Genomic DNA, 18402 nt, shown 5'->3' with positions numbered 1-18402 from the left:
GGACGGTTCTTGTATCGACGCCCACAGGCGTCGTCGCTAGCCTTTCTTTTGCCGCCGACGTCCGGATGATCGCCCGGAACGCCCACGACGGGGGCTGTCGATGGGTACGCGCACCTGGCCGTCAAAGACCCGTGCGGTCGGCCCATCCATCATAACAGGGGCCCCTTCGCCCTGCCATTCGAGGGCCAGCGGCCCGCCGCGCAATACCATGCGGACTTTTTCGTCCAGCAGCCCCCGCAGCCGGCCAGCCACCATGGCGGCGCAGGCACCGCTGCCGCAGGCCAGGGTTTCGCCGGCACCGCGCTCGAACACCCGCAGCTTGGCATTGTGGCGGTCGATCACCTGCAGGAAGCCGATGTTGGCCTTTCTGGGAAACGCCGGGTGCGATTCCAGCAGGGGCCCCAGCCGTTCCACCGGCGCGGCATCCACGTCATCCACCAGCAGCACCGCGTGGGGGTTGCCCATGGAGACGACGCTCAGCTCCACCGCCTCGCCGTTCACCTCCAGCCGGTAGGTGTTCGACCGTTGCGCCGCCTCGAACGGCACCTTCGCCGGCTCCAGCTCCGGCACCCCCATGTTGACCAGCACCCAGCCGTCCTTGCCGGCCTTGAGTTCAATCACGCCGCCGGCGGTCTGGACGCGGATCACTTTCTTGTTGGTCAGGCGCTGGTCGCGGACGAATCGGGCAAAACAGCGGGCGCCGTTGCCGCACTGCTCCACTTCGGAGCCGTCGGCGTTGAAGATCCGATAGCGGAAGTCCACATCCGGCATGCCGGGCGGCTCCACCACCAGCAACTGGTCGAAGCCGATACCGAAATGCCGGTCCGCCAGCTTGCTGATGACGTCCGGACGCAGACGGAAGGGCTGGCTGATGGCATCCACCACCATGAAGTCATTGCCCAGACCGTGCATCTTGGTAAACGGCAGGTTGGCGCCGTTGCTGCGGCGTCGGTTATCGCTCATTGCCCTACTCCGGCAGACAGGCTTCGAGTCGCATCTGGTCCTCCAGCGTCTCGCGCTGGCGGATCACGTGCACCCGGTCGCCATCGACCATCAGTTCCGGCGGCCGGTTACGGGAATTGTAGTTGGAACTCATCACGAAACCGTAGGCGCCCGCCGAACGCACCGCCAGCAGATCGCCGGCGGCCAGGGCCAGGCGACGCTCCTTACCCAGGAAATCGCCGGTTTCGCAGACCGGGCCGACCAGGTCCCAGGCCTTTTCCTCGACATCCTGGCGCGGGGTGACCGGAATGATCGCCTGCCAGGCGCTGTACAGCGCCGGCCGGATCAGGTCGTTCATGGCCGCGTCGATGATGGCGAAGTTGCGGTGGTCGGTGCACTTGAGGAACTCGACCCGGGTCAGCAGGATACCGGCGTTGGCGGCGATGGAGCGCCCCGGCTCCAGCACGATCTCCAGCGTGCGGTCGCCCAGGCGCTTGCGGACTTCGGCCATGTACTCGCTGGGCGACGGCGGCGTTTCCTGGTCGTAGGTCACCCCCAGACCACCGCCCATGTCCAGGTGACGGATGTGGATGCCGTCTTCGGCCAGCTGGTCGATCAGCGTCAGCACCCGGTCCAGGGCATCCATGAACGGTGCTGCGGTCGTCAGTTGGGAACCGATGTGGCAGTCGACGCCCACCACGTCCAGGTTCGACATGGCGGCGGCCCTGGCATAGATGCGACGCGCCTCGGCGATATCGATACCGAACTTGTTCTCTTTCAGGCCGGTGGAAATGTAGGGGTGCGTGCCGGCATCCACGTCCGGATTGACCCGCAGCGAGACCGGCGCCTGCCTGCCCAGTTCCCGGGCGACGTCGTTGAGACGATCCAGCTCGGTTTCGGACTCGACGTTGAAGCAGCGCACACCCACTTCCAGGGCCCGGCGCATTTCCAGCGGCTGTTTGCCCACGCCGGAGAACACCACCTTGTCCGGCTGACCACCAGCCCGCAGGACCCGCTCCAGTTCGCCCACCGAAACGATGTCAAAGCCGGCCCCCAGGCGAGCCAGCACGTTCAGGACCGCCAGGTTGCTGTTGGCCTTTACCGCGTAACAGATCAGGTGGTCGCGGCCGGCCAGCGATTCGTCATAGGCCCGGAAATGGCGCTCCAGCGTCGCCCGGGAATAGACGTAGGCCGGCGTACCGAACTGCTCGGCAATCCGGGAGACAGGCACATCCTCCGCGAAGAGGGTCCCGTCACGGTAATTGAAGTAATCCATGTCGCGTCCTGTAAAGAGTGTCGGGAGACCGGTACACCGTAGCCGGCAGGTCGGCTACTGCGCGTCTTTGTCGTCTTTCGACGGTGCCGGCGCGTCGGCCGTGTCGGCCGGTGCAGCCTGGGGGGCCTGGGGGGCCTGCGGCAGGTACAGCGGGCCTTTCTGGCCGCAACCGGACAAGAGCAGGATAAGGCTGGTGATGGCCAACAGACGCCTGGGCATGGTGTGATCGCTCCGCTTTCATTGATCGCGCCAGTATACCCACTGGGCTGCGGTGGTGCGAGGATCGTCGACGCTGTTCAGGTCGCCCCCTGCAGCCCCTGGTTCAGCTCCCGCTCCAGGGCGATCCGGTAGGCCAGGTACTGGCTGGTTTGCAGGTCCTGCTGGTAGGCCTGGGGATCGAGATCGTGGGGCAGGTTGAGGTCGGTGATGTACACCGGGTAAGACTCCCCGGAGCGGCGTCGCGACCGCACATAGTGGACCACCGCCGGAATCAGCTGATCGCCATACTCGAGTACACTGAACTCCTCCTCGCCACAGAAGATATCGAAGCGCACCGGACGGTCTCCCTCCTGCTGCCCGACGGCCTGTAACTCGAAACCATCCATGGGCAGGTCATCAGCGCTCCCCTGGCGCCGCTCGATCACCCATTGGCCGCTCCGCTGGACCAGCTCGGCGCAGGTCACGTCCAGCTCGCCCCCGGCATCGGCCAGGCTCCGGCGCAATTGGCGGCGCTCGGCGATGTTCATCAGGAAGCGCATGATGGGCGCCAGCAGGTGACGGCGACTGGTAAACACCTGCTCCCAATAGCTCAGCGAGCCGTGTTCATCCACCACCCAGACCCGGGCCCGCCGCTCCCGCACCAGGAAGAACACCTGGATGTTGTCCGGCTGGCTGGCCTTGCAGACCAGGTCCAGGGCCGGATCCTCTTCCAGCGCATGGCGATCGACCACCACCGGCATATAGCGGGGTTGGGGCTTCTGCAGGTGGCTGAACAGCGCCGCCCGGGACTCCAGCGCAACAAAGCCCGGCTCACCGTCATGGAACTGCAGCACGAAGTAGCGCCGCTCCATCTCGATAACGTAGCGCAACGGATGGGGCCCGCGATTGCCGGTAAAGAAGCTTTGCTGCACATCCTGGAACAGGGTCTGCAGGCGACGCTCGATGGACGCGGCATGGCCGGCGTCGTGGCACCGTATGATGATGAGCGGCGGTTCTGCCGGTGCCGCCACCCGCGCGGCCAGGATGTTCTTCAGGCACTGGATCAGAGTGTCGCCCACTTCATACCGGTGAACACTCACTTCGTGCCAGCTGTTGAGCGTGACCTGGTCCAACGTCATCACCAGATTCTCGCGACCGCCGCTGAAGCCCAGCGAGTCGTGCCGACCGCTCAGTTTGTGTAGGCCCTTCTCGGTCAGCGATGCCTGCGGATCCACCGCCACATTGACGAACAGCAGGATGCGCAGCGGTCGACTGTCTGCCAGTAACGCCTCCCGCGAAGCGGCCACGTCCGGCACCGGCAGGTCGGCCTGCAGGTCCTCGATCATCCCTCTCAGGCCGCCCAGGCTCAGGGGACTTTGGCCACTGCGCAGGTTCAGCCGGGTGGCCCGGGTCAGCAACCCGTTGCAATGGCACCACACCAGCATCTCCACCAGGCTGCCGGAGCGGCGGATGACCGGCTGCCAGAAGGCATCCGCGGGATTTTCCAGGTCGCGGTAGAGTAACCAACCATCGCCGTCGCTGCGCCCGCCCTGTGTGGACTGGTGATGGAACGACAGGTTCTCCTCCGCCAGACTGGGCGCCAGGTTGGGGTTGATCATCTCCACCTTGCCCGCCTTGCGCTGGAAAGCCGCATACAGCTTGCGTCCCAGCAACCCCATATCCCGGGGCCGGATGGATGCGCTGACGGCATGGGTCCGGGCCAGGCGCGACAGGAAACGGTAGCTGTGGGTCAACTCCGCAACGATCTGGCGGCGCAATACCTGCACGTCGCCGGCGCGCCAGCGGTGCCGGTCATCGAGGCGTCGGATCTCCTTCCGGTCCCATCCCCATTTGGCCACCATGGTCTGCAGCAATGCCGACTGCCAACGGCGATCCACCTGCTCCAGGCGGGTCAGCGGTACGCCGGTTTTCAGGTACAGGCTCTGGCGCACCAGCTCCAGCCTTTCCGGGGCCTCCATGCGCGTCAGCCAATGGGCCAGCCTTTCATAGAGCATGACGTAGGGATCGAGGCGGTCGGCGTTGGTCTCACCGGCGAACACCCGTTCCTTGAACGCCAGGCACAGGGGGCCGGCGTTCCGGTCACGGGCATAGCATTCGATCAACAGGAGCTTGAGCAGCGATTTCCAGGGCGCGTCGATGCCCTTGTACAGCTGCCAGACACCGGCACCGAGATACTCCGCCTGGGGAATGGCCGGCACCGGTCCAAAATCCAGGTACTGGTCGGCGGGGATGAAGCGGAACTCCCGCAGCTGATGGGCCAGCGCATCGTAGTCGGCTTCGTTCCCGGCCGGAATCAGCCACCACAAGGGATAGCAGCCCGCCAGGTGGATCCCGGTCCGGTAGAACTCGTCCAGCAGCAGGTAATGCTGCGCGCTGCCGCAGTTCTCGCCGTTGACTTCCACCCGCTGGCGACCTTCCCGGAAATCACTGGCCACGAACACGAACACGTGCAGCTCCAGCCCAAGACTCTCCGCCCAGCGCGACACCGCTTCCGCCTTGGCTTCCAGCAGACGGATGCCGTCCTCTTCCAGATCGGGGTGATGGCACAGCCACACATCCAGGTCACTGGCCACCGAGTGTCCCAGCGTACCGGGACTGCCCATGACGTACAGTCCCTGGATGGCCGGCCGGCGCCGGCCGGTGGAACGCATACGGAAAGTCCGGGCCAGCCGTTGCGCGGCAGCCAGTTCCTCGTCGTCCGGCTGGTAATGGGACACGCCATGGGGACAGGCGTGGTCGAGGTAGCCCGGCAGCGACGGGTGGTTGATGTGGAAGATCAGCGGCAGCAGGTCGATCACCACCTGCTGCCGGTATGTCAGCGCTTCCCGGGCACGCTGCCGGCGAACCCGGTTGATCCCGAGGAAACGATCGCAGAGCCGGCGCAGGGTCTTGCGGTCGATCCCGTCGGCAAAATCCAGCTTGATGGCGTTGGCAGGTGTCACGCGGTTGACGCATCCAGGTAATGATGTTCGCACGCTCATTCTGTGGAACGTGTCTCAAACCGGTATTATCGATATGATGTGAGCCAGCTTTCAAACCACAATAACAGAACCCGCGACGGGTTGAACGTGACGCTTCCCGAGTAACCGGACACGACCGTGAAGGAATTCCTCATCAGCCGCCAGCGCCGGGACCCGGCTTCCAGCGTCGAGCGGCGCGCCCTGGTCCGCATCGACGACAACGGCATCATCACCTTTGCCGATGCCCACGCCGATGCGGTGCTGGGCTATGATCCCCAGGAACTGGCCGGCCGCAAACTGGCCAGCCTCGCGGCGACCCGACAGGACGATCCCCTGGCCCCGGCTCACCGCGAGCGGCTGGAACGGGGCGACCCGGTCCTCCTCACCCTGCGTCACCAGGACGGTTATTTCTTCACGGCCCGATTTGCCGTACGGGTGGACGTCGCCGATATCGACCAGCCCGCCAGCGCCGCCATCCTCCCCCGCGGCCAGGAACCGCTGGACCCGCGCCTGCTGCAAATGACCGAAGCGTCCGGCCAGCTCGGCATCTGGCAACTGGACACCCGCAACAACCGCATGACCTGGTCCGATGGCCTGTACCGGCTGTTCGACCTGCGCCCGGGCAGTGACATTTCCCCCGAGCACGCCCTGTTCTACTTCCAGGAATACCAGCAGCGGGTGCGCGCCCTGTTCCGGCGCTGCGTGCGTTCGGGCGCGCCGTTTACCCGGGACCTGCACATCCTCACCGACAAGCAGAGGCTCCGGCCGGTTCGCCTCAGCGGTCGCGCGCTCAAGACCGGCGACAAGATCACCGCCGTGGCCGGGACCCTGGTGGACCTGTCCGAACGACTCAGCCAGCGGGAAGCACGCCGCGAAGTCGAGCAGTTGCTGCAGGGCCTGATGGCGGCCAGCGACGACCTGATCCTGGCCGTCGATCCCAACCTACACGTGCTCGCCCTCAACCAGGCGATGGCCAGGCAGTTCGAGAGCACCTTTGGCCGCCGGCCGCGGGTCGGCGACAGCCTGTGCCAGCTGCTCGGGGACTACCCCAATGAAAGGCGCCTCAACCAGCGCCTGTGGGAGAAGGCCCTGCAGCGGGACCACTTTACGGTGGAAATGCCGCTGGCCCAGCAGGAGCGGGAGCTGCCCGTCTACGAGGTCCGTTTCCAGCGGCTGCGGGACGCCCAGGGCCATACCCTGGGTGCGGTCCACGTGGCGCGTGATATCAGCCACCGGCTGCGCACCCGGGACAACCTCAACTACCTGAGCCAGCACGACCCGATGACCGGCCTGCTCAACCGGCGCGAGCTGCTGCGCCGACTGCAGCGGGCCGTCGACCAGACCGGCGGCGACAGCCCCGGTCATGCCCTGCTGTTCCTGGACCTGGATCACGTCACCCGCTTCAACGACTCGGCCGGCGCCGGAGCCTGCGACCGTTACCTGCGCGAACTGGCCGGCATGCTCGGCTCCCGCATCCGGCACCGGGACGCCCTGGCCCGTGTCTCGGCGGACAAGTTCGCCCTGATCCTGGACCGCTGCGCCGAACCGGAGGCGCGTAAAGTCGCCCGCAACCTGTGTGACCATATCGAAGAATTCGTCTTCGAGTGGCAGGGGCAACCCTTGCAGACCACCGCCAGCGGCGGCCTGGTACCCTTTGCCCAGGGCCGGGCGCCGACCCGCGCCGAGGAATTGCTCACCCTGGCCGCCGACCTGTGCCAGACCGCCAAGACCGCCGGCCGCAACCGCATCCACGTGCACCGCGACCACGGCGCCAACATGCTGGAAAGCGAGGCCCAGGCACTGCTGGCACGGCTGCAGGACTGTGTCCGCGAAGACCGGATCGCCTTGATGTACCAGTCGTTGCGACCGGTCACCAGCGCCACCTGGGGCGAACACGTGGAGATACTGGCCCGGCTGGAATACGGGGACGACAACGGCGACCGCGAATTCTGGCTGCCCAACGATTTCCTGCCGGTGGCCGAACGCTTTGACCTGGCCCGGGATATCGACCGCCGGGTGATCCGCAAGACCCTGTCCTGGCTGCGCCAGCATACGCTGCTGGAGCCACGCCTGAAGCTGTGCGGCTTCAACCTGTCACTGGCCAGCGTGCTGGACGAGGACTTCCCGGCCTTCATCGCCGACCAGGTGCGGGCCGCCAACTTCCCGGCGGAGCGTTTCTGTTTCGAGATCCGGGAGAGCGATGCCACCGGCTATCCGGACGAGGCGTCCGTGTTCTGCGATGCCATTCATGAGGCGGGGTGCCGGGTCGCCCTGGACGGCGCCGGAGCGTCGGTAGAGAGCTACGCGCTGGCCGCCCGCCTGCCGGTGGATGTGATCAAACTGGACCGCAGCCTGATGAAGAACCTGGGTGAGGACCCGGTCCAGCAGGTGATGGTGGAAGCGCTGCACCGGATTGCGGAAACGGCGGGCAAGATCACCGTGGCCACCTTTATCGAGAGCGACGAGACCCTGCGCCAGGTGCGCCGGCTGGGCATTCACTTCGGGCAGGGGTTCCGGATCACGGCGCCGCGCCCCATCCAGGACCTGGCGCCGGCCGCCGTGGACCTGAGCGTGGGGCGGATCGGGACCGAATGATCCCGATCGCCCGGGACTGCCGGTGTTACCCGGCCATCGCCCTGCGCGCCCGGGTCACCGCTGCCCGCACCTGGGTCGGTGCGGTGCCGCCCAGGTGATCCCGGGCCTGGACGGAACCTTCCAGCGTCAGCACGTCGAACACGTCCTCCCCGATCACGTCGGAGAACCGCCCCAGCTCGTCCAGGGTCATGTCCGACAGGTCACGCTCCTCCGCCACACCGAAGGCGACGGCCTTGCCGACGATTTCGTGGGCATCCCGGAACGCCACGCCCTTCTTGACCAGGTAATCGGCCAGGTCGGTGGCGGTGGAGAAGCCGCGCTTGGCCGCCACGCGCATGTTCTCGGCCTTGGCCTCGATCGCCGGCACCATGTCGGCGTAGGCCTTGAGGCAGCCCTTGACGGTATCGACCATGTCGAACAGCGGCTCCTTGTCCTCCTGGTTGTCCTTGTTGTAGGCCAGCGGCTGGCCTTTCATCAGGGTCAGCAGGCTGATCAGGTGGCCGTTGACCCGGCCGGTCTTGCCGCGCACCAGTTCCGGCACATCCGGGTTCTTCTTCTGCGGCATGATGGACGACCCGGTGCAGAAACGGTCCGGCAGATCGATGAAGTCGAACTGGGCGGAGGTCCACAGCACCAGTTCCTCGCTGAAGCGGGACAGGTGCGTCATCAACAGGGCGGCAAAGCTGCCGAATTCGATGGCGAAATCGCGGTCGCTGACCGAATCCAGGGAGTTCTCGGTGGGCCGGTCGAAGCCCAGCAGCTCGGCGGTGTAGGCGCGGTCGATGGGATAGGTGGTGCCGGCCAGCGCGGCGGCGCCCAGCGGCATGATGTTGACCCGCTTGCGGCAGTCCAGCAGTCGCTCGGTGTCCCGGGCCAGCATCTCGTACCAGGCCAGCAGGTGGTGGCCGAAGGTGACCGGCTGGGCGGTCTGCAGGTGGGTGAAACCCGGCATGATGGTGTCGGCTTCGCGCTCGGCCAGATCCAGCAGCCCCGTGCGCAGGCGTACCAGCTCCTCATGGATCACGTCGATCTCGTCGCGCAGGTACAGGCGGATGTCGGTGGCCACCTGGTCGTTCCGGCTGCGGCCGGTGTGGAGCTTCTTGCCGGTGATGCCGATGCGATCCGTGAGGGCCTTTTCGACATTCATGTGCACGTCTTCCAGGCTGACCGACCATTGGAACGTGCCCGCCTCGATGTCCGCCTTGACGGCCTTGAGGCCTTCAATGATCTGGTCGCGCTCGTCCTCGGTCAGCACGCCGACCTTCGCCAGCATGGTGGCGTGGGCAATTGAGCCAGTAATATCATGGTGATATAAGCGCTGATCAAACCCGACAGAGGCGGTAAACCGCTCGACGAAGGCATCGGTCGGCTCGCTGAAGCGGCCACCCCAGGGTTTCTCGGAAGACGTGTTCTGGTCGGTCATGGGCTATCTTTCCTGCTGACTGGATTTGCGGCGCCGTCTCGCGCATCGGCCCGGATTGTACCATTCCCGGACGCGCCTCTGTATAAAGGAGCGCCAGGGTTCGACCAAAACATAACGGCCGTTGGCGTCTCGCGCACAAGGCCCCCAGGACAGGACACCGAATGCCACTGGCCCCTCCCAGAAACCACAGTGACGCCGAGCTGCCCGGCAACGACTTCTTTGTGCCGGACCTGTGCCGGGTGCGCGCGGTATTCCTGCTGGTGATGACCAGCGAACTGATCGTCCTGCTGATGTCGATCCTGCACGCCACCCACGGCTGGATCGACTGGCATTATTTCGGCCTGGTGTCCCTGTTCGTGCAGTGGACGGTCCTCACCAGCAGCGCCCTGATCTGCAGCCTGCGGCGCTGGCTACGACACTTCCGGACACCTCAGGTCGTCCTGGTCATCACCGCAGTGGTGCTGCTGGACGTTGCCGCGTTCACCTTCGCCGCCGACAGTATCCTCAGCGCCGAAACACTGCCCCTGCCCAGTCACCTGCTGGGCCGCAACCTGCTGGCGGCGATGATCATCACGCTGATGGTGTTACGCTATTTCTACCTGCAGAACCAGTGGCAACAGCAAAAGCAGGCGGAGATGCAGTCCCGGATGGCGGCCCTGCAGGCCCGGATCCACCCGCACTTCCTGTTCAACAGCATGAACACCATCGCCAGCCTGATTGCCTCCCGCCCCACCCAGGCGGAAGATGCGGTGCTGGACCTGTCCGAACTGTTCCGTGCCAGCCTGCGCACCCAGGACCGCCTGATTCCCCTGGGCGAGGAGTTGGCGCTGTCCCGGCGCTACCTGGCCATCGAAGGCCTCCGCCTGGGGGATCGCCTGGCCGTCGACTGGGACCTGGACGAGGACTTGGCGCAACAGGCCATTCCGCCGCTGACGCTCCAGCCACTGGTGGAGAATGCGATCTATCACGGCATCCAGCCGCGCCCGGAGGGCGGCACTGTGCGCATCCACACATATCGCAAGCGCCACTCGGTCTATATTGAAGTGCAGAACCCGGAGCGGCCGACCGATTCCGACCAGGCCCGCCACCATGGCAACCAGATCGCCCTGGCCAATATCCGCGCCCGGCTCGACGCGCTGTTCGACGGCCAGGCGGTACTCAAGCACAGCGTCCATGACGGCCGCTACACCGTGACCCTGCGCCTGCCGTGGCGTACTATCGCCAACGACACGACGCAAGGATGACAGGAGGACCATGGCACAACGCATTCTCATTGCCGACGACGAGCCCCTGGCCCGGGAGCGCCTGCAACGGCTGCTCGGCGACCTGCCGGAATACGAGGTCTGTGCCGAAGCCAGCGACGGCGACGACGTACTGCACCAGATTGCCAGCGCCGCGCCGGACATCATCCTGCTGGACATCCGCATGCCCGGTCTCGATGGCCTGGCGGTGGCGGAGAAGATCAACGCCCTGGCCAATCCACCCGCCATTATCTTCTGCACCGCCTACGACCAGTACGCCATCAACGCTTTCGAGGTGCAGGCGGTTGCCTATCTGCTCAAGCCGGTGCGCCGCGAAAACCTGGGCGACGCCCTGGCGCGGGCGGGCCGGGTCAACCGGGTCCAACTCCAGGCCCTGCAGGCGGCCAACGAATCCGACCCCGGCCAGTTGGCCGTGCGCACCCATCGCGGCACCGAGCTGATCGACATCGGCAGCATCCGCTTCTGCGAGGCGGACCAGAAGTGTGTGACCATCCACCACGGTGGGGGCGAGACGGTGACCGACTATACGCTCAAGGAGCTGGAGCAGGGCTACCCCGACACCCTGCTCCGGATCCACCGCCACACCCTGGTGGGTCGGCGTCACATCGCCGCCATGACCCGCTCCCCCGAAGGCCAGTACCTGATCCGGCTCAGGAACCACGACGCCCGCCTGCAGGTCAGTCGGCGGCACGCCAGCTCCGTGCGGGAGGCCCTGCATCGCCAGGGCCACTGAAGACACCCCGGTACGACCATGGAAGGAGGCGTGGGGCCGCGACTTTTCGCGCCATTCACGTTAGGCTAGAGGCCTTTACAGACCGGATACCAAGCTGATTTCCATGACAGAACGTACCCTGCGTATCGCAACCCGCAACAGCGCCCTCGCCCTCTGGCAGGCGGAATTCATCAAGGCCGAACTGGAGCGCCTGCACCCGCACATCAGCGTGGAACTACTGGGCATCAAGACCCAGGGCGACAAGATCCTCGATGTGCCGCTGGCCAAGATCGGCGGCAAGGCCCTGTTCGTGAAGGAGCTGGAAGAAGCCATGCTGGACGGTCGCGCCGACCTGGCGGTCCATTCCATGAAGGATGTCCCCATGGAGTTCCCGCAGGGCCTGGGGCTGGTCGCCATCTGCGAGCGCGGCGACCCGACGGATGCGTTTGTCAGCAACCAGTACGACAATGTCGACGCCCTCCCGGAAGGGGCCGTCGTCGGTACGTCCAGCATGCGCCGGGAGGCCCAGTTGCGGGCCTACCGCCCGGACCTGGAAATCCGCACCCTGCGCGGCAACGTCAACACCCGGCTGGCCAAACTGGATGCCGGCGACTATGACGCCATCGTACTGGCCAGCTCGGGCCTCAAGCGCCTTGGCTTCGATGCGCGGATCCGCTACTGCATTCCGGAAACCATTTCCCTGCCGGCGGTGGGCCAGGGTGCCCTGGGCATCGAGTGCCGGCTGGAAGACCAGGAACTGGTGGACCTGCTGCGCCCGCTCAATCACGCGGATTCCGCAGACCGGGTCCACGCCGAACGCGCGCTGAACAAGCGCCTGGAGGGCGGCTGCCAGGTCCCGATTGCGGCCTATGCGCTGCTTGAGGATCAGGATACGCTGTGGCTGCGCGGCCTGGTGTCGTCGGTGGATGGCCGGGAAGTCTACCGGGTCGAGGGCCGCACCCCGCGTGCCGAGGGCGAACGCCTGGGCCGGGAACTGGCCGAGGACCTGCTGCGCATGGGCGCCGACCGCATCCTGGCGGAGATCTATGGCTACAAGGTCGACTGATCGCCCCCTGGCGGGCCGACGCATTCTCATCTGCCGGCCACAACCGGAAGCGGACCGCCTGGCCGGACGCCTGCAGGATGAAGGCGCGCAGACTTACTGCCTGCCTCTGCTGGAGCGCCGGCCATTGCCGGAAACCCCGGAACGCCGCACCCGGTTCCAGGAGCTGGACCTGTACCAGCATGTCATCGCCGTCAGTCCCGGCGCCGCCCGCCTTTTCCTGGAGCAGGCGGAGGACTGGTGGCCGCAGTGGCCCGTGGGTCTACACTGGTATGGAGTGGGAAGCGGCACAGCCGACGTGCTGGCACAGGCCGGGCTGGTGGTGACGATTCCGCCGGACGGATTCACCAGCGAGCACCTGCTGGCCCTGGAGACCCTGCGCCGTCCCTCGGGTGAGCGCGTGCTGATCGCCAAGGGCCGCGGCGGCCGGGAATTGCTGGGCCAGACCCTGGCCGAGCGGGGAGCCCGGGTCGACAACTTGGAGCTCTATGAGCGGGTCTGCCCGGACCATGACCCGGATACCGTCAGGGCCGCCCTGAAGGACTTTGATCCGGATGCCGTGATTGTGCTGTCCGGGGAAACATTGAACAATCTCATCGCGCTGGGTGAGAATACGGACCAAGCCCTGAAGTCCCGCACGCTGCTGGTCCCGGTGGACCGTGTGGCCCAGACGGCGCGGGAACAAGGCTTCACGCGAGTATGTATTCCGGAGCAACTGACGCCCGAAGGCCTGATTGCCAGCCTCGGGCGACTGGACTGACCTGACGGCAGCCGACCCGGAGCCAGTGGACTACCCATAATCGAGTAAGGACGCCTGTGACTGACTCAACGAATAACCTGCCGGCCCCGGTCAATTCGACGCCACAGCCAAAACCCCGCCGCCTCTGGCCGCTCTGGCTGGTTGCCGTCATCGCGCTGATTGGCGCCATCGGACTGGGCCTGTGGAGCTGGCACCTGTGGCAGCAACAGCAGGCGTTACAGCAATCGCTGAACTACCTGGACAACACCACCGAACGCCTGGACCGGGACTACAGCCAGTCCGGCGGCCAATTGCGCGAGCGCATCCAGTCGCTGCAGAACGACGTGACCGATCAGGCCAAGCTGGTCAGCGACATGCGCCGCCAGATCGATCACAACGCCCGCACCCTGCTGGAGGCCGGCAATCGCACCCGCACCGACTGGCTGCTGGCCGAGGCGGAATACCTGCTGCGGATCGCCAACCAGCGCCTGCAGGTGGAAAGGGATTATCGCGGCGCCCTGTCCGCCCTCAAAGCGGCGGATGATGTACTGGAGAAGACCGACGATCCCGGCAGTTATCCGGTCCGCAAGCAGGTGGCCCGGGAAATCCTCGCCCTCAAGAGCATCGCCGGCGTCGACAGGACCGGCCTATACCTGCAACTGGAAGCCGCCATCGATGTGATTGGCCAGCTCACCGACAGTGCCCTGGCCATGGACACCAGCACCGACTACGCCCAGAAGATGGAGCAGGATCCGGACGCGGTGGACGAGCGCGGTGTTCTCGCCCGGGTCTGGGCCCAGGTCAAGGCCACGCTCAGCAAGGCCGTGGCAATCCGCCGCCTGGACGAGCCGGTCAAACCGCTGCTGTCACCGGATCAGAGCGCCTACGTTCGCCTGAATATGCGCCTGATGCTGGAAGAGGCCCAACTGGCCGTGCTACGGGGTAACCAGACCCTGTACAACCAGGCCCTGAGCAAGGCAACCGACTGGCTGAACACCTGGTATGACGGCAGTCACAGCAAGGTGACCGGCCTGCGTGACACGCTGCAGGAGTTGTCGGGCAAGGACATCAACCCGGAGCTGCCGGACATCAGCCAGTCCCTGACGCTGCTCAAGGCCCGTCTGGAAGGTCGCCTCAATGCCACCAGCGGCGAAACGAAACCCGCCGGCGGCCCGAAATCCGACAGCGCCCCGGCCGGGGATAAGGCGGGCGACGCGTCATGAGGAGAGTCTTTATCCTGCTGCTGGCCGCGCTGCTGATTGGCGCGCTGCTCAGCCTCGGCCTGCAGTACGACACCGGCTATATCCGCATCAGCCTGGGCAACTATCTGATCGAGACCAATTTCTGGGTCGGCGTGCTGCTGATCCTGGTGGTGACGCTGGTCGTGCAGTTCATCCTGGTGGCGGCCCGCCGCCTGCGCAGCGGTTCCGGCCTGGTCAGCACCTGGCTCAACCAGAGCGCCGAACGCCGCGCCCGGCGCCGCACCACCCAGGGGCTGCTGGCCCTGGCCGAAGGCAACTGGCCACGCGCTCGCAAGCTGCTGGAAGCGTCCGCCGGCAAGGCCGATACGCCTTTGATCAATTACCTCGCAGCCGCCCAGTGCGCTTTCGAATGCAACGACCACGACGCTGTCGACGACCTGCTGCGCAAGGCGTTCGAGAGTACGCCGGGGTCCGACCTGGCCGTCGGCATTACCCAGGCCCAGTTGCAGATTGCCGGCCACCGTTACGAACAGGCCCTGGCGACCCTGGTCCGGCTGCGCAAGCAGGCGCCCCATCACCCCTTCGTGCTGAAACTGCTGCGCACCGTGTACGAGGCGCTGGAAGACTGGAAGGAGCTGTCCGCCCTGATTCCGGAGCTGCGCAAGCGGGATCTGGTCAACGCCGGGGAGCTGCAGGCACTGGAACGCAAGACCTGGCACAACCTGCTGCAACGCGCCGCCGACGATATTCACCGGCAGGACAAGGCCAGCCGGGACCTGGGACCGCTGGTCCTGCTCTGGGACGAGCTGCCCGGCTCCATGCGCCGTGACGAGTTCACCATCCATGAGTACGCCCGCCACCTGTCGCTGCTGGGCGACGAGGCCCAGGCCGAAACGCTGCTGCGCAAAGTCCTGCGCAATCACTGGAGCGACGAACTGGTCAATCTTTATGGCCGCATCGAGGGCGAGAAGCCGGACGAACAACTGCTGGTGGCCGAACGCTGGCTGCAGGACCGCCCCAATAACCCGGAACTGCTGCTGGCCCTGGGTCGCCTGAGCCTGCGCAACGAGCTGTGGGGCAAAGCGCGGGAATACTTTGAGACCAGCCTGCGCCTGAAGCGCAACAACGAAACCATCGCCGAACTGGCCCGCCTGAACGCCCACATGGGGCACGAGGAAGAAAGCAACAAGATGTTGCTGCAAAGCATGCTCAAGGACAGCGGCCTGCCCAACCTGCCGATGCCCAAGGCGTAATGGGGCAACCCGAAGAGGCGATGAGCCCCAAGGCGAGTCGCCCTTTTCCTGAGAGTCTGATTCGGAACCTGCAGCGGACTCGAGCATGTAGCCGATGCTTCAGCTTCGGAGCTGGCCGCGGGCCAGCCGACGGTTTCGAGAGATACAGACATAAAAAAGGAGCCTTGCGGCTCCTCCGAAGCTGAAGCGTCGGCTACATTAAAGAGCCGAGCTTTGCGTACTTTCTCCGAACATTAGCTCCGCGGCGCGTACTCCAGCACATCCGAATAGAAGGCGGATTCCGGCAGCCCCACCGCCAGCAGTGCATCCATCAGCGTATAGACCATGGGCGGCGAGCCGCTGGCGATGACCTCCACTTCCGGCCACTCGTAGCCACCGGCCAGCACGGCGCGAACCAGTTGGTCGTGATGGCCGCTCCAGTCGTTGTCGGCGTCGTCGCCCACCACCGGGAAGAAGGCAAAGCCCGGCCACTCCTCATGCCACTCCCAGGCCAGCGAGCGCAGGTACATGTCCTGATGCCGACGCACCCCCCAATACAGGAAAACCGGTTGCTTGCAGTCGGTCTCGCGCAGGTAATCCACAATGCTCTTCATCTGGGCGAAGCCGGTACCGGCCGCGATCAGGATCAGCGGTTTCGTGGGCACCTGGGCCAGGCACGCCTTGCCGTGGGGCAGCTCCAGGGTCACCGGCCCCGTGCGGAAAGCCTCCATCACCCGCAGGGCTGTGGCCCAATCGGTGCCCGCCTGCACGTGCAGTTCGATCGACGACGCACTGGGACTGCTGGCGATGGAGAAATAGGAAGGCTCAGCGCCCGGCAGGCGCACCGACAGGTACTGGCCGGCGTGGAAATCGAGCTCACGGCGACGCGGCAGGTCCAGGGTCACCCGATACACATCGTGACTCAGTGGGGTGATATCCCTGACGTTCGCCTGCACCTGTTGGGGCGTGTTGGAACCTGCGGCCATAACCTCCTCAATCTCCAGTTCAACCGGTCCGCGTGGCTGGCATCGACACAGCCTCACCGTCGCGGACGGGTGTTCGTCTTGGCGGGTCCGGGTATTGAGGACCCGTCCCGATAATAACCGGGCTTCGCACAGCTCGCAGGCCCCATTGCGACAGGACCAGCGAACGGCCACGCCCGCCCGACGGGCCGCCGACAGCAGATCCTCCGTGGGCGAGGCGGTGAATTCAAGGCCGGCGGGCGCTATCCTGACCCGTACCGATGGATCAGTCTCCGGCGGCATCAATTCCCAGTTCCGACCAGATGACATCGACCCTCTCCTTGACGACCGGGTCCATGGTGATCGGACGCCCCCACTCGCGGTCGGTTTCACCCGGCCACTTGGTGGTGGCATCCAGCCCCATCTTGGAGCCGAGGCCCGCCACCGGCGAGGCAAAATCCAGATAGTCGATGGGGGTGTTCTCCACCATCGTGGTATCCCGCGCGGGATCCATGCGCGTGGTGATGGCCCAGATGACGTCGTTCCAGTCCCGGGCGTTCACGTCGTCGTCGGTCACGATGACGAACTTCGTGTACATGAACTGCCGCAGGAAGGACCATACGCCCATCATCACACGTTTGGCATGGCCGGCATACTGCTTGCGCATGGTCACCACTGCCATCCGGTAGGAACAGCCCTCCGGCGGCAGGTAGAAGTCGACGATTTCCGGGAACTGCTTCTGCAGGATCGGCACGAAGACCTCGTTCAGTGCCAGCCCCAGGATCGCCGGCTCGTCCGGTGGCCGTCCGGTGTAGGTACTGTGATAGATCGGATTCCGGCGGTGGGTGATCCGCTCCACGGTGAACACCGGGAAGGTTTCCACCTCGTTGTAGTAGCCGGTGTGATCGCCGAACGGCCCTTCCGGTGCGGTGTCGTCGGGATAAATAAAGCCTTCCAGTACGATCTCGGCGCTGGCCGGGATCTGCAGTTCCGACAGGCCCGCCTTGACCAGTTCCGTCCGACTGCCCCGCAGCAGCCCGGCAAAGGCGTACTCGGACAGGCTGTCCGGCACCGGCGTCACCGCCCCGAGAATCGTTGCCGGATCCGCCCCCAGGGCGACGGCAACCGGGAAAGGCTCGCCCGGGTGGGCTTTCTGCCATTCCTGGAAATCCAGCGCCCCGCCCCGGTGGCTCAACCAGCGCATGATCAGCCGGTTACGTCCGATCAACTGCTGCCGGTAGATGCCCAGGTTCTGGCGCTCCTTGTGGGGCCCGCGGGTGATCACCAGCGGCCAGGTTACCAGGGGACCGGCATCGCCCGGCCAGCAGTGCTGGATGGGAATCCGGTACAGGTCGACGTCGTCCTTCTCGATGACCACGTCCTGGCACGGCGCCGAACGGCGCACCTTGGGACCCATCTGCATGACCTGCCTGAAGACCGGCAGTTTTTCCCAGGCATCCCTGAACCCCTTGGGGGGATCCGGCTCCTTGAGGAACGCCAGCAGTTTGCCGACCTCCCGCAGGCTCTCCACGTCTTCCTGCCCCATACCCAGGGCGACGCGCCGCGGCGTGCCAAACAGGTTGCCCAGCACCGGCATGTCATACCCCTTGGGGTTCTCGAAAAGCAGCGCAGGACCACCGGCACGCAGGGTACGGTCGCAGATTTCGGTCATTTCCAGGTAGGGATCGACTTCCGTCTTGATACGCTTGAGTTCGCCCAGTTTTTCCAACTGGTCGATAAAGTCACGCAGGTCGTCGTATTTCATGCGGCAATCCTGGCCTGTTGATTACCCGGGAAAGGCGGAATGGGTATCGG

At 65.5% G+C, this 18402-nt stretch carries 14 protein-coding genes; 7 read left to right on the top strand and 7 right to left on the bottom strand.

Going from position 1 to position 18402, the window contains the following annotated elements:
- Nucleotides 1-36 precede the first annotated feature (36 nt).
- From dapF to EZI54_RS05000, 4 genes are all read right to left on the bottom strand, one after another.
- On the bottom strand, nucleotides 37-963 hold the full coding sequence (gene dapF / locus EZI54_RS05015; RefSeq protein WP_131479664.1) for a diaminopimelate epimerase: 927 nt from the start codon (nucleotides 961-963) through the stop codon (nucleotides 37-39).
- A 4-nt stretch (nucleotides 964-967) separates the two neighbouring features.
- Complete coding sequence (gene lysA, locus EZI54_RS05010) at nucleotides 968-2218, bottom strand: diaminopimelate decarboxylase (RefSeq protein ID WP_131479662.1); 1251 nt, start codon at nucleotides 2216-2218, stop codon at nucleotides 968-970.
- A gap of 54 nt (nucleotides 2219-2272) precedes the next feature.
- Nucleotides 2273-2437 (bottom strand): LPS translocon maturation chaperone LptM, encoded by a 165-nt coding sequence (gene lptM, locus EZI54_RS05005; RefSeq protein ID WP_131479660.1) that lies wholly within the window; start codon nucleotides 2435-2437, stop codon nucleotides 2273-2275.
- Nucleotides 2438-2514: 77 nt separating this feature from the next.
- The gene (locus EZI54_RS05000; RefSeq protein WP_242674344.1) at nucleotides 2515-5379 is read right to left on the bottom strand and encodes a class I adenylate cyclase; all 2865 of its coding nucleotides are present in this window, start codon (nucleotides 5377-5379) and stop codon (nucleotides 2515-2517) included.
- Nucleotides 5380-5535: 156 nt separating this feature from the next.
- On the opposite strand from EZI54_RS05000, the gene EZI54_RS04995 reads away from it, so the two are divergent.
- Nucleotides 5536-7992 carry an EAL domain-containing protein gene (locus EZI54_RS04995; RefSeq protein ID WP_131479656.1) on the top strand — a complete coding sequence of 819 codons (2457 nt, stop codon included), beginning with the start codon at nucleotides 5536-5538 and terminating at the stop codon, nucleotides 7990-7992.
- 25 nt (nucleotides 7993-8017) lie between these two features.
- Here EZI54_RS04995 and argH read toward each other — a convergent pair whose 3' ends face one another.
- Nucleotides 8018-9415, bottom strand: coding sequence for an argininosuccinate lyase (argH, locus tag EZI54_RS04990; protein WP_131479654.1), 1398 nt, complete (start codon nucleotides 9413-9415; stop codon nucleotides 8018-8020).
- Nucleotides 9416-9576: 161 nt separating this feature from the next.
- Here argH and EZI54_RS04985 point away from each other — a divergent pair, with 161 nt between their 5' ends.
- The 6 genes from EZI54_RS04985 (at nucleotide 9577) to EZI54_RS04960 (ending at nucleotide 15646) form a co-directional block, all read left to right on the top strand.
- Nucleotides 9577-10659 (top strand): sensor histidine kinase, encoded by a 1083-nt coding sequence (locus EZI54_RS04985; protein WP_207389148.1) that lies wholly within the window; start codon nucleotides 9577-9579, stop codon nucleotides 10657-10659.
- 10 nt (nucleotides 10660-10669) lie between these two features.
- Nucleotides 10670-11410, top strand: a complete 741-nt coding sequence (locus tag EZI54_RS04980) for a LytR/AlgR family response regulator transcription factor (protein WP_131479652.1) — start codon at nucleotides 10670-10672, stop codon at nucleotides 11408-11410.
- A 103-nt stretch (nucleotides 11411-11513) separates the two neighbouring features.
- Nucleotides 11514-12455, top strand: coding sequence for a hydroxymethylbilane synthase (gene hemC, locus EZI54_RS04975; protein ID WP_131479650.1), 942 nt, complete (start codon nucleotides 11514-11516; stop codon nucleotides 12453-12455).
- The gene (locus EZI54_RS04970; RefSeq protein ID WP_131479648.1) at nucleotides 12436-13212 is read left to right on the top strand and encodes a uroporphyrinogen-III synthase; all 777 of its coding nucleotides are present in this window, start codon (nucleotides 12436-12438) and stop codon (nucleotides 13210-13212) included. The genes hemC and EZI54_RS04970 overlap by 20 nt, the downstream gene beginning before the upstream one ends.
- Before the next feature lie 56 nt (nucleotides 13213-13268).
- On the top strand, nucleotides 13269-14414 hold the full coding sequence (locus EZI54_RS04965) for a uroporphyrinogen-III C-methyltransferase (RefSeq protein WP_131479645.1): 1146 nt from the start codon (nucleotides 13269-13271) through the stop codon (nucleotides 14412-14414).
- A complete protein-coding gene (locus EZI54_RS04960) occupies nucleotides 14411-15646 on the top strand; it encodes a heme biosynthesis HemY N-terminal domain-containing protein (protein ID WP_131479643.1) in 1236 nt (411 codons plus the stop codon). Before EZI54_RS04965 ends, EZI54_RS04960 begins: the two co-directional genes overlap by 4 nt.
- 233 nt (nucleotides 15647-15879) lie before the next feature.
- Here the strand turns inward: EZI54_RS04960 and EZI54_RS04955 are convergent, their stop codons facing one another.
- Together EZI54_RS04955 and ubiD are read right to left on the bottom strand one after the other, a co-directional pair.
- On the bottom strand, nucleotides 15880-16917 hold the full coding sequence (locus tag EZI54_RS04955) for a 2Fe-2S iron-sulfur cluster-binding protein (RefSeq protein WP_242674343.1): 1038 nt from the start codon (nucleotides 16915-16917) through the stop codon (nucleotides 15880-15882).
- Nucleotides 16874-18352 carry a 4-hydroxy-3-polyprenylbenzoate decarboxylase gene (ubiD, locus tag EZI54_RS04950; RefSeq protein ID WP_131479641.1) on the bottom strand — a complete coding sequence of 493 codons (1479 nt, stop codon included), beginning with the start codon at nucleotides 18350-18352 and terminating at the stop codon, nucleotides 16874-16876. Before ubiD ends, EZI54_RS04955 begins: the two co-directional genes overlap by 44 nt.
- Nucleotides 18353-18402 lie beyond the last annotated feature (50 nt).

The sequence above is a fragment of the Marinobacter halodurans genome, assembly GCF_004327985.1.
GTDB classification, from domain to species: Bacteria; Pseudomonadota; Gammaproteobacteria; order Pseudomonadales; family Oleiphilaceae; genus Marinobacter_A; species Marinobacter_A halodurans.
The sequence above is the reverse complement of the archived record's forward strand: the minus strand, read 5'-3'. Positions and strand labels throughout refer to the sequence as shown.

Excerpts from the sequence above, each read along its gene's own strand:
- ubiD (WP_131479641.1), bottom strand. The coding sequence starts at position 18,352 with ATGAAATACGACGACCTGCGTGACTTTATCGACCAGTTGGAAAAACTG.
- hemC (WP_131479650.1), top strand. The coding sequence starts at position 11,514 with ATGACAGAACGTACCCTGCGTATCGCAACCCGCAACAGCGCCCTCGCC.
- EZI54_RS04955 (WP_242674343.1), bottom strand. The coding sequence starts at position 16,917 with ATGTCATCTGGTCGGAACTGGGAATTGATGCCGCCGGAGACTGATCCA.
- lptM (WP_131479660.1), bottom strand. The coding sequence starts at position 2,437 with ATGCCCAGGCGTCTGTTGGCCATCACCAGCCTTATCCTGCTCTTGTCC.
- dapF (WP_131479664.1), bottom strand. The coding sequence starts at position 963 with ATGAGCGATAACCGACGCCGCAGCAACGGCGCCAACCTGCCGTTTACC.
- EZI54_RS04970 (WP_131479648.1), top strand. The coding sequence starts at position 12,436 with ATGGCTACAAGGTCGACTGATCGCCCCCTGGCGGGCCGACGCATTCTC.
- EZI54_RS04960 (WP_131479643.1), top strand. The coding sequence starts at position 14,411 with ATGAGGAGAGTCTTTATCCTGCTGCTGGCCGCGCTGCTGATTGGCGCG.
- EZI54_RS04980 (WP_131479652.1), top strand. The coding sequence starts at position 10,670 with ATGGCACAACGCATTCTCATTGCCGACGACGAGCCCCTGGCCCGGGAG.
- lysA (WP_131479662.1), bottom strand. The coding sequence starts at position 2,218 with ATGGATTACTTCAATTACCGTGACGGGACCCTCTTCGCGGAGGATGTG.
- EZI54_RS04985 (WP_207389148.1), top strand. The coding sequence starts at position 9,577 with ATGCCACTGGCCCCTCCCAGAAACCACAGTGACGCCGAGCTGCCCGGC.
- argH (WP_131479654.1), bottom strand. The coding sequence starts at position 9,415 with ATGACCGACCAGAACACGTCTTCCGAGAAACCCTGGGGTGGCCGCTTC.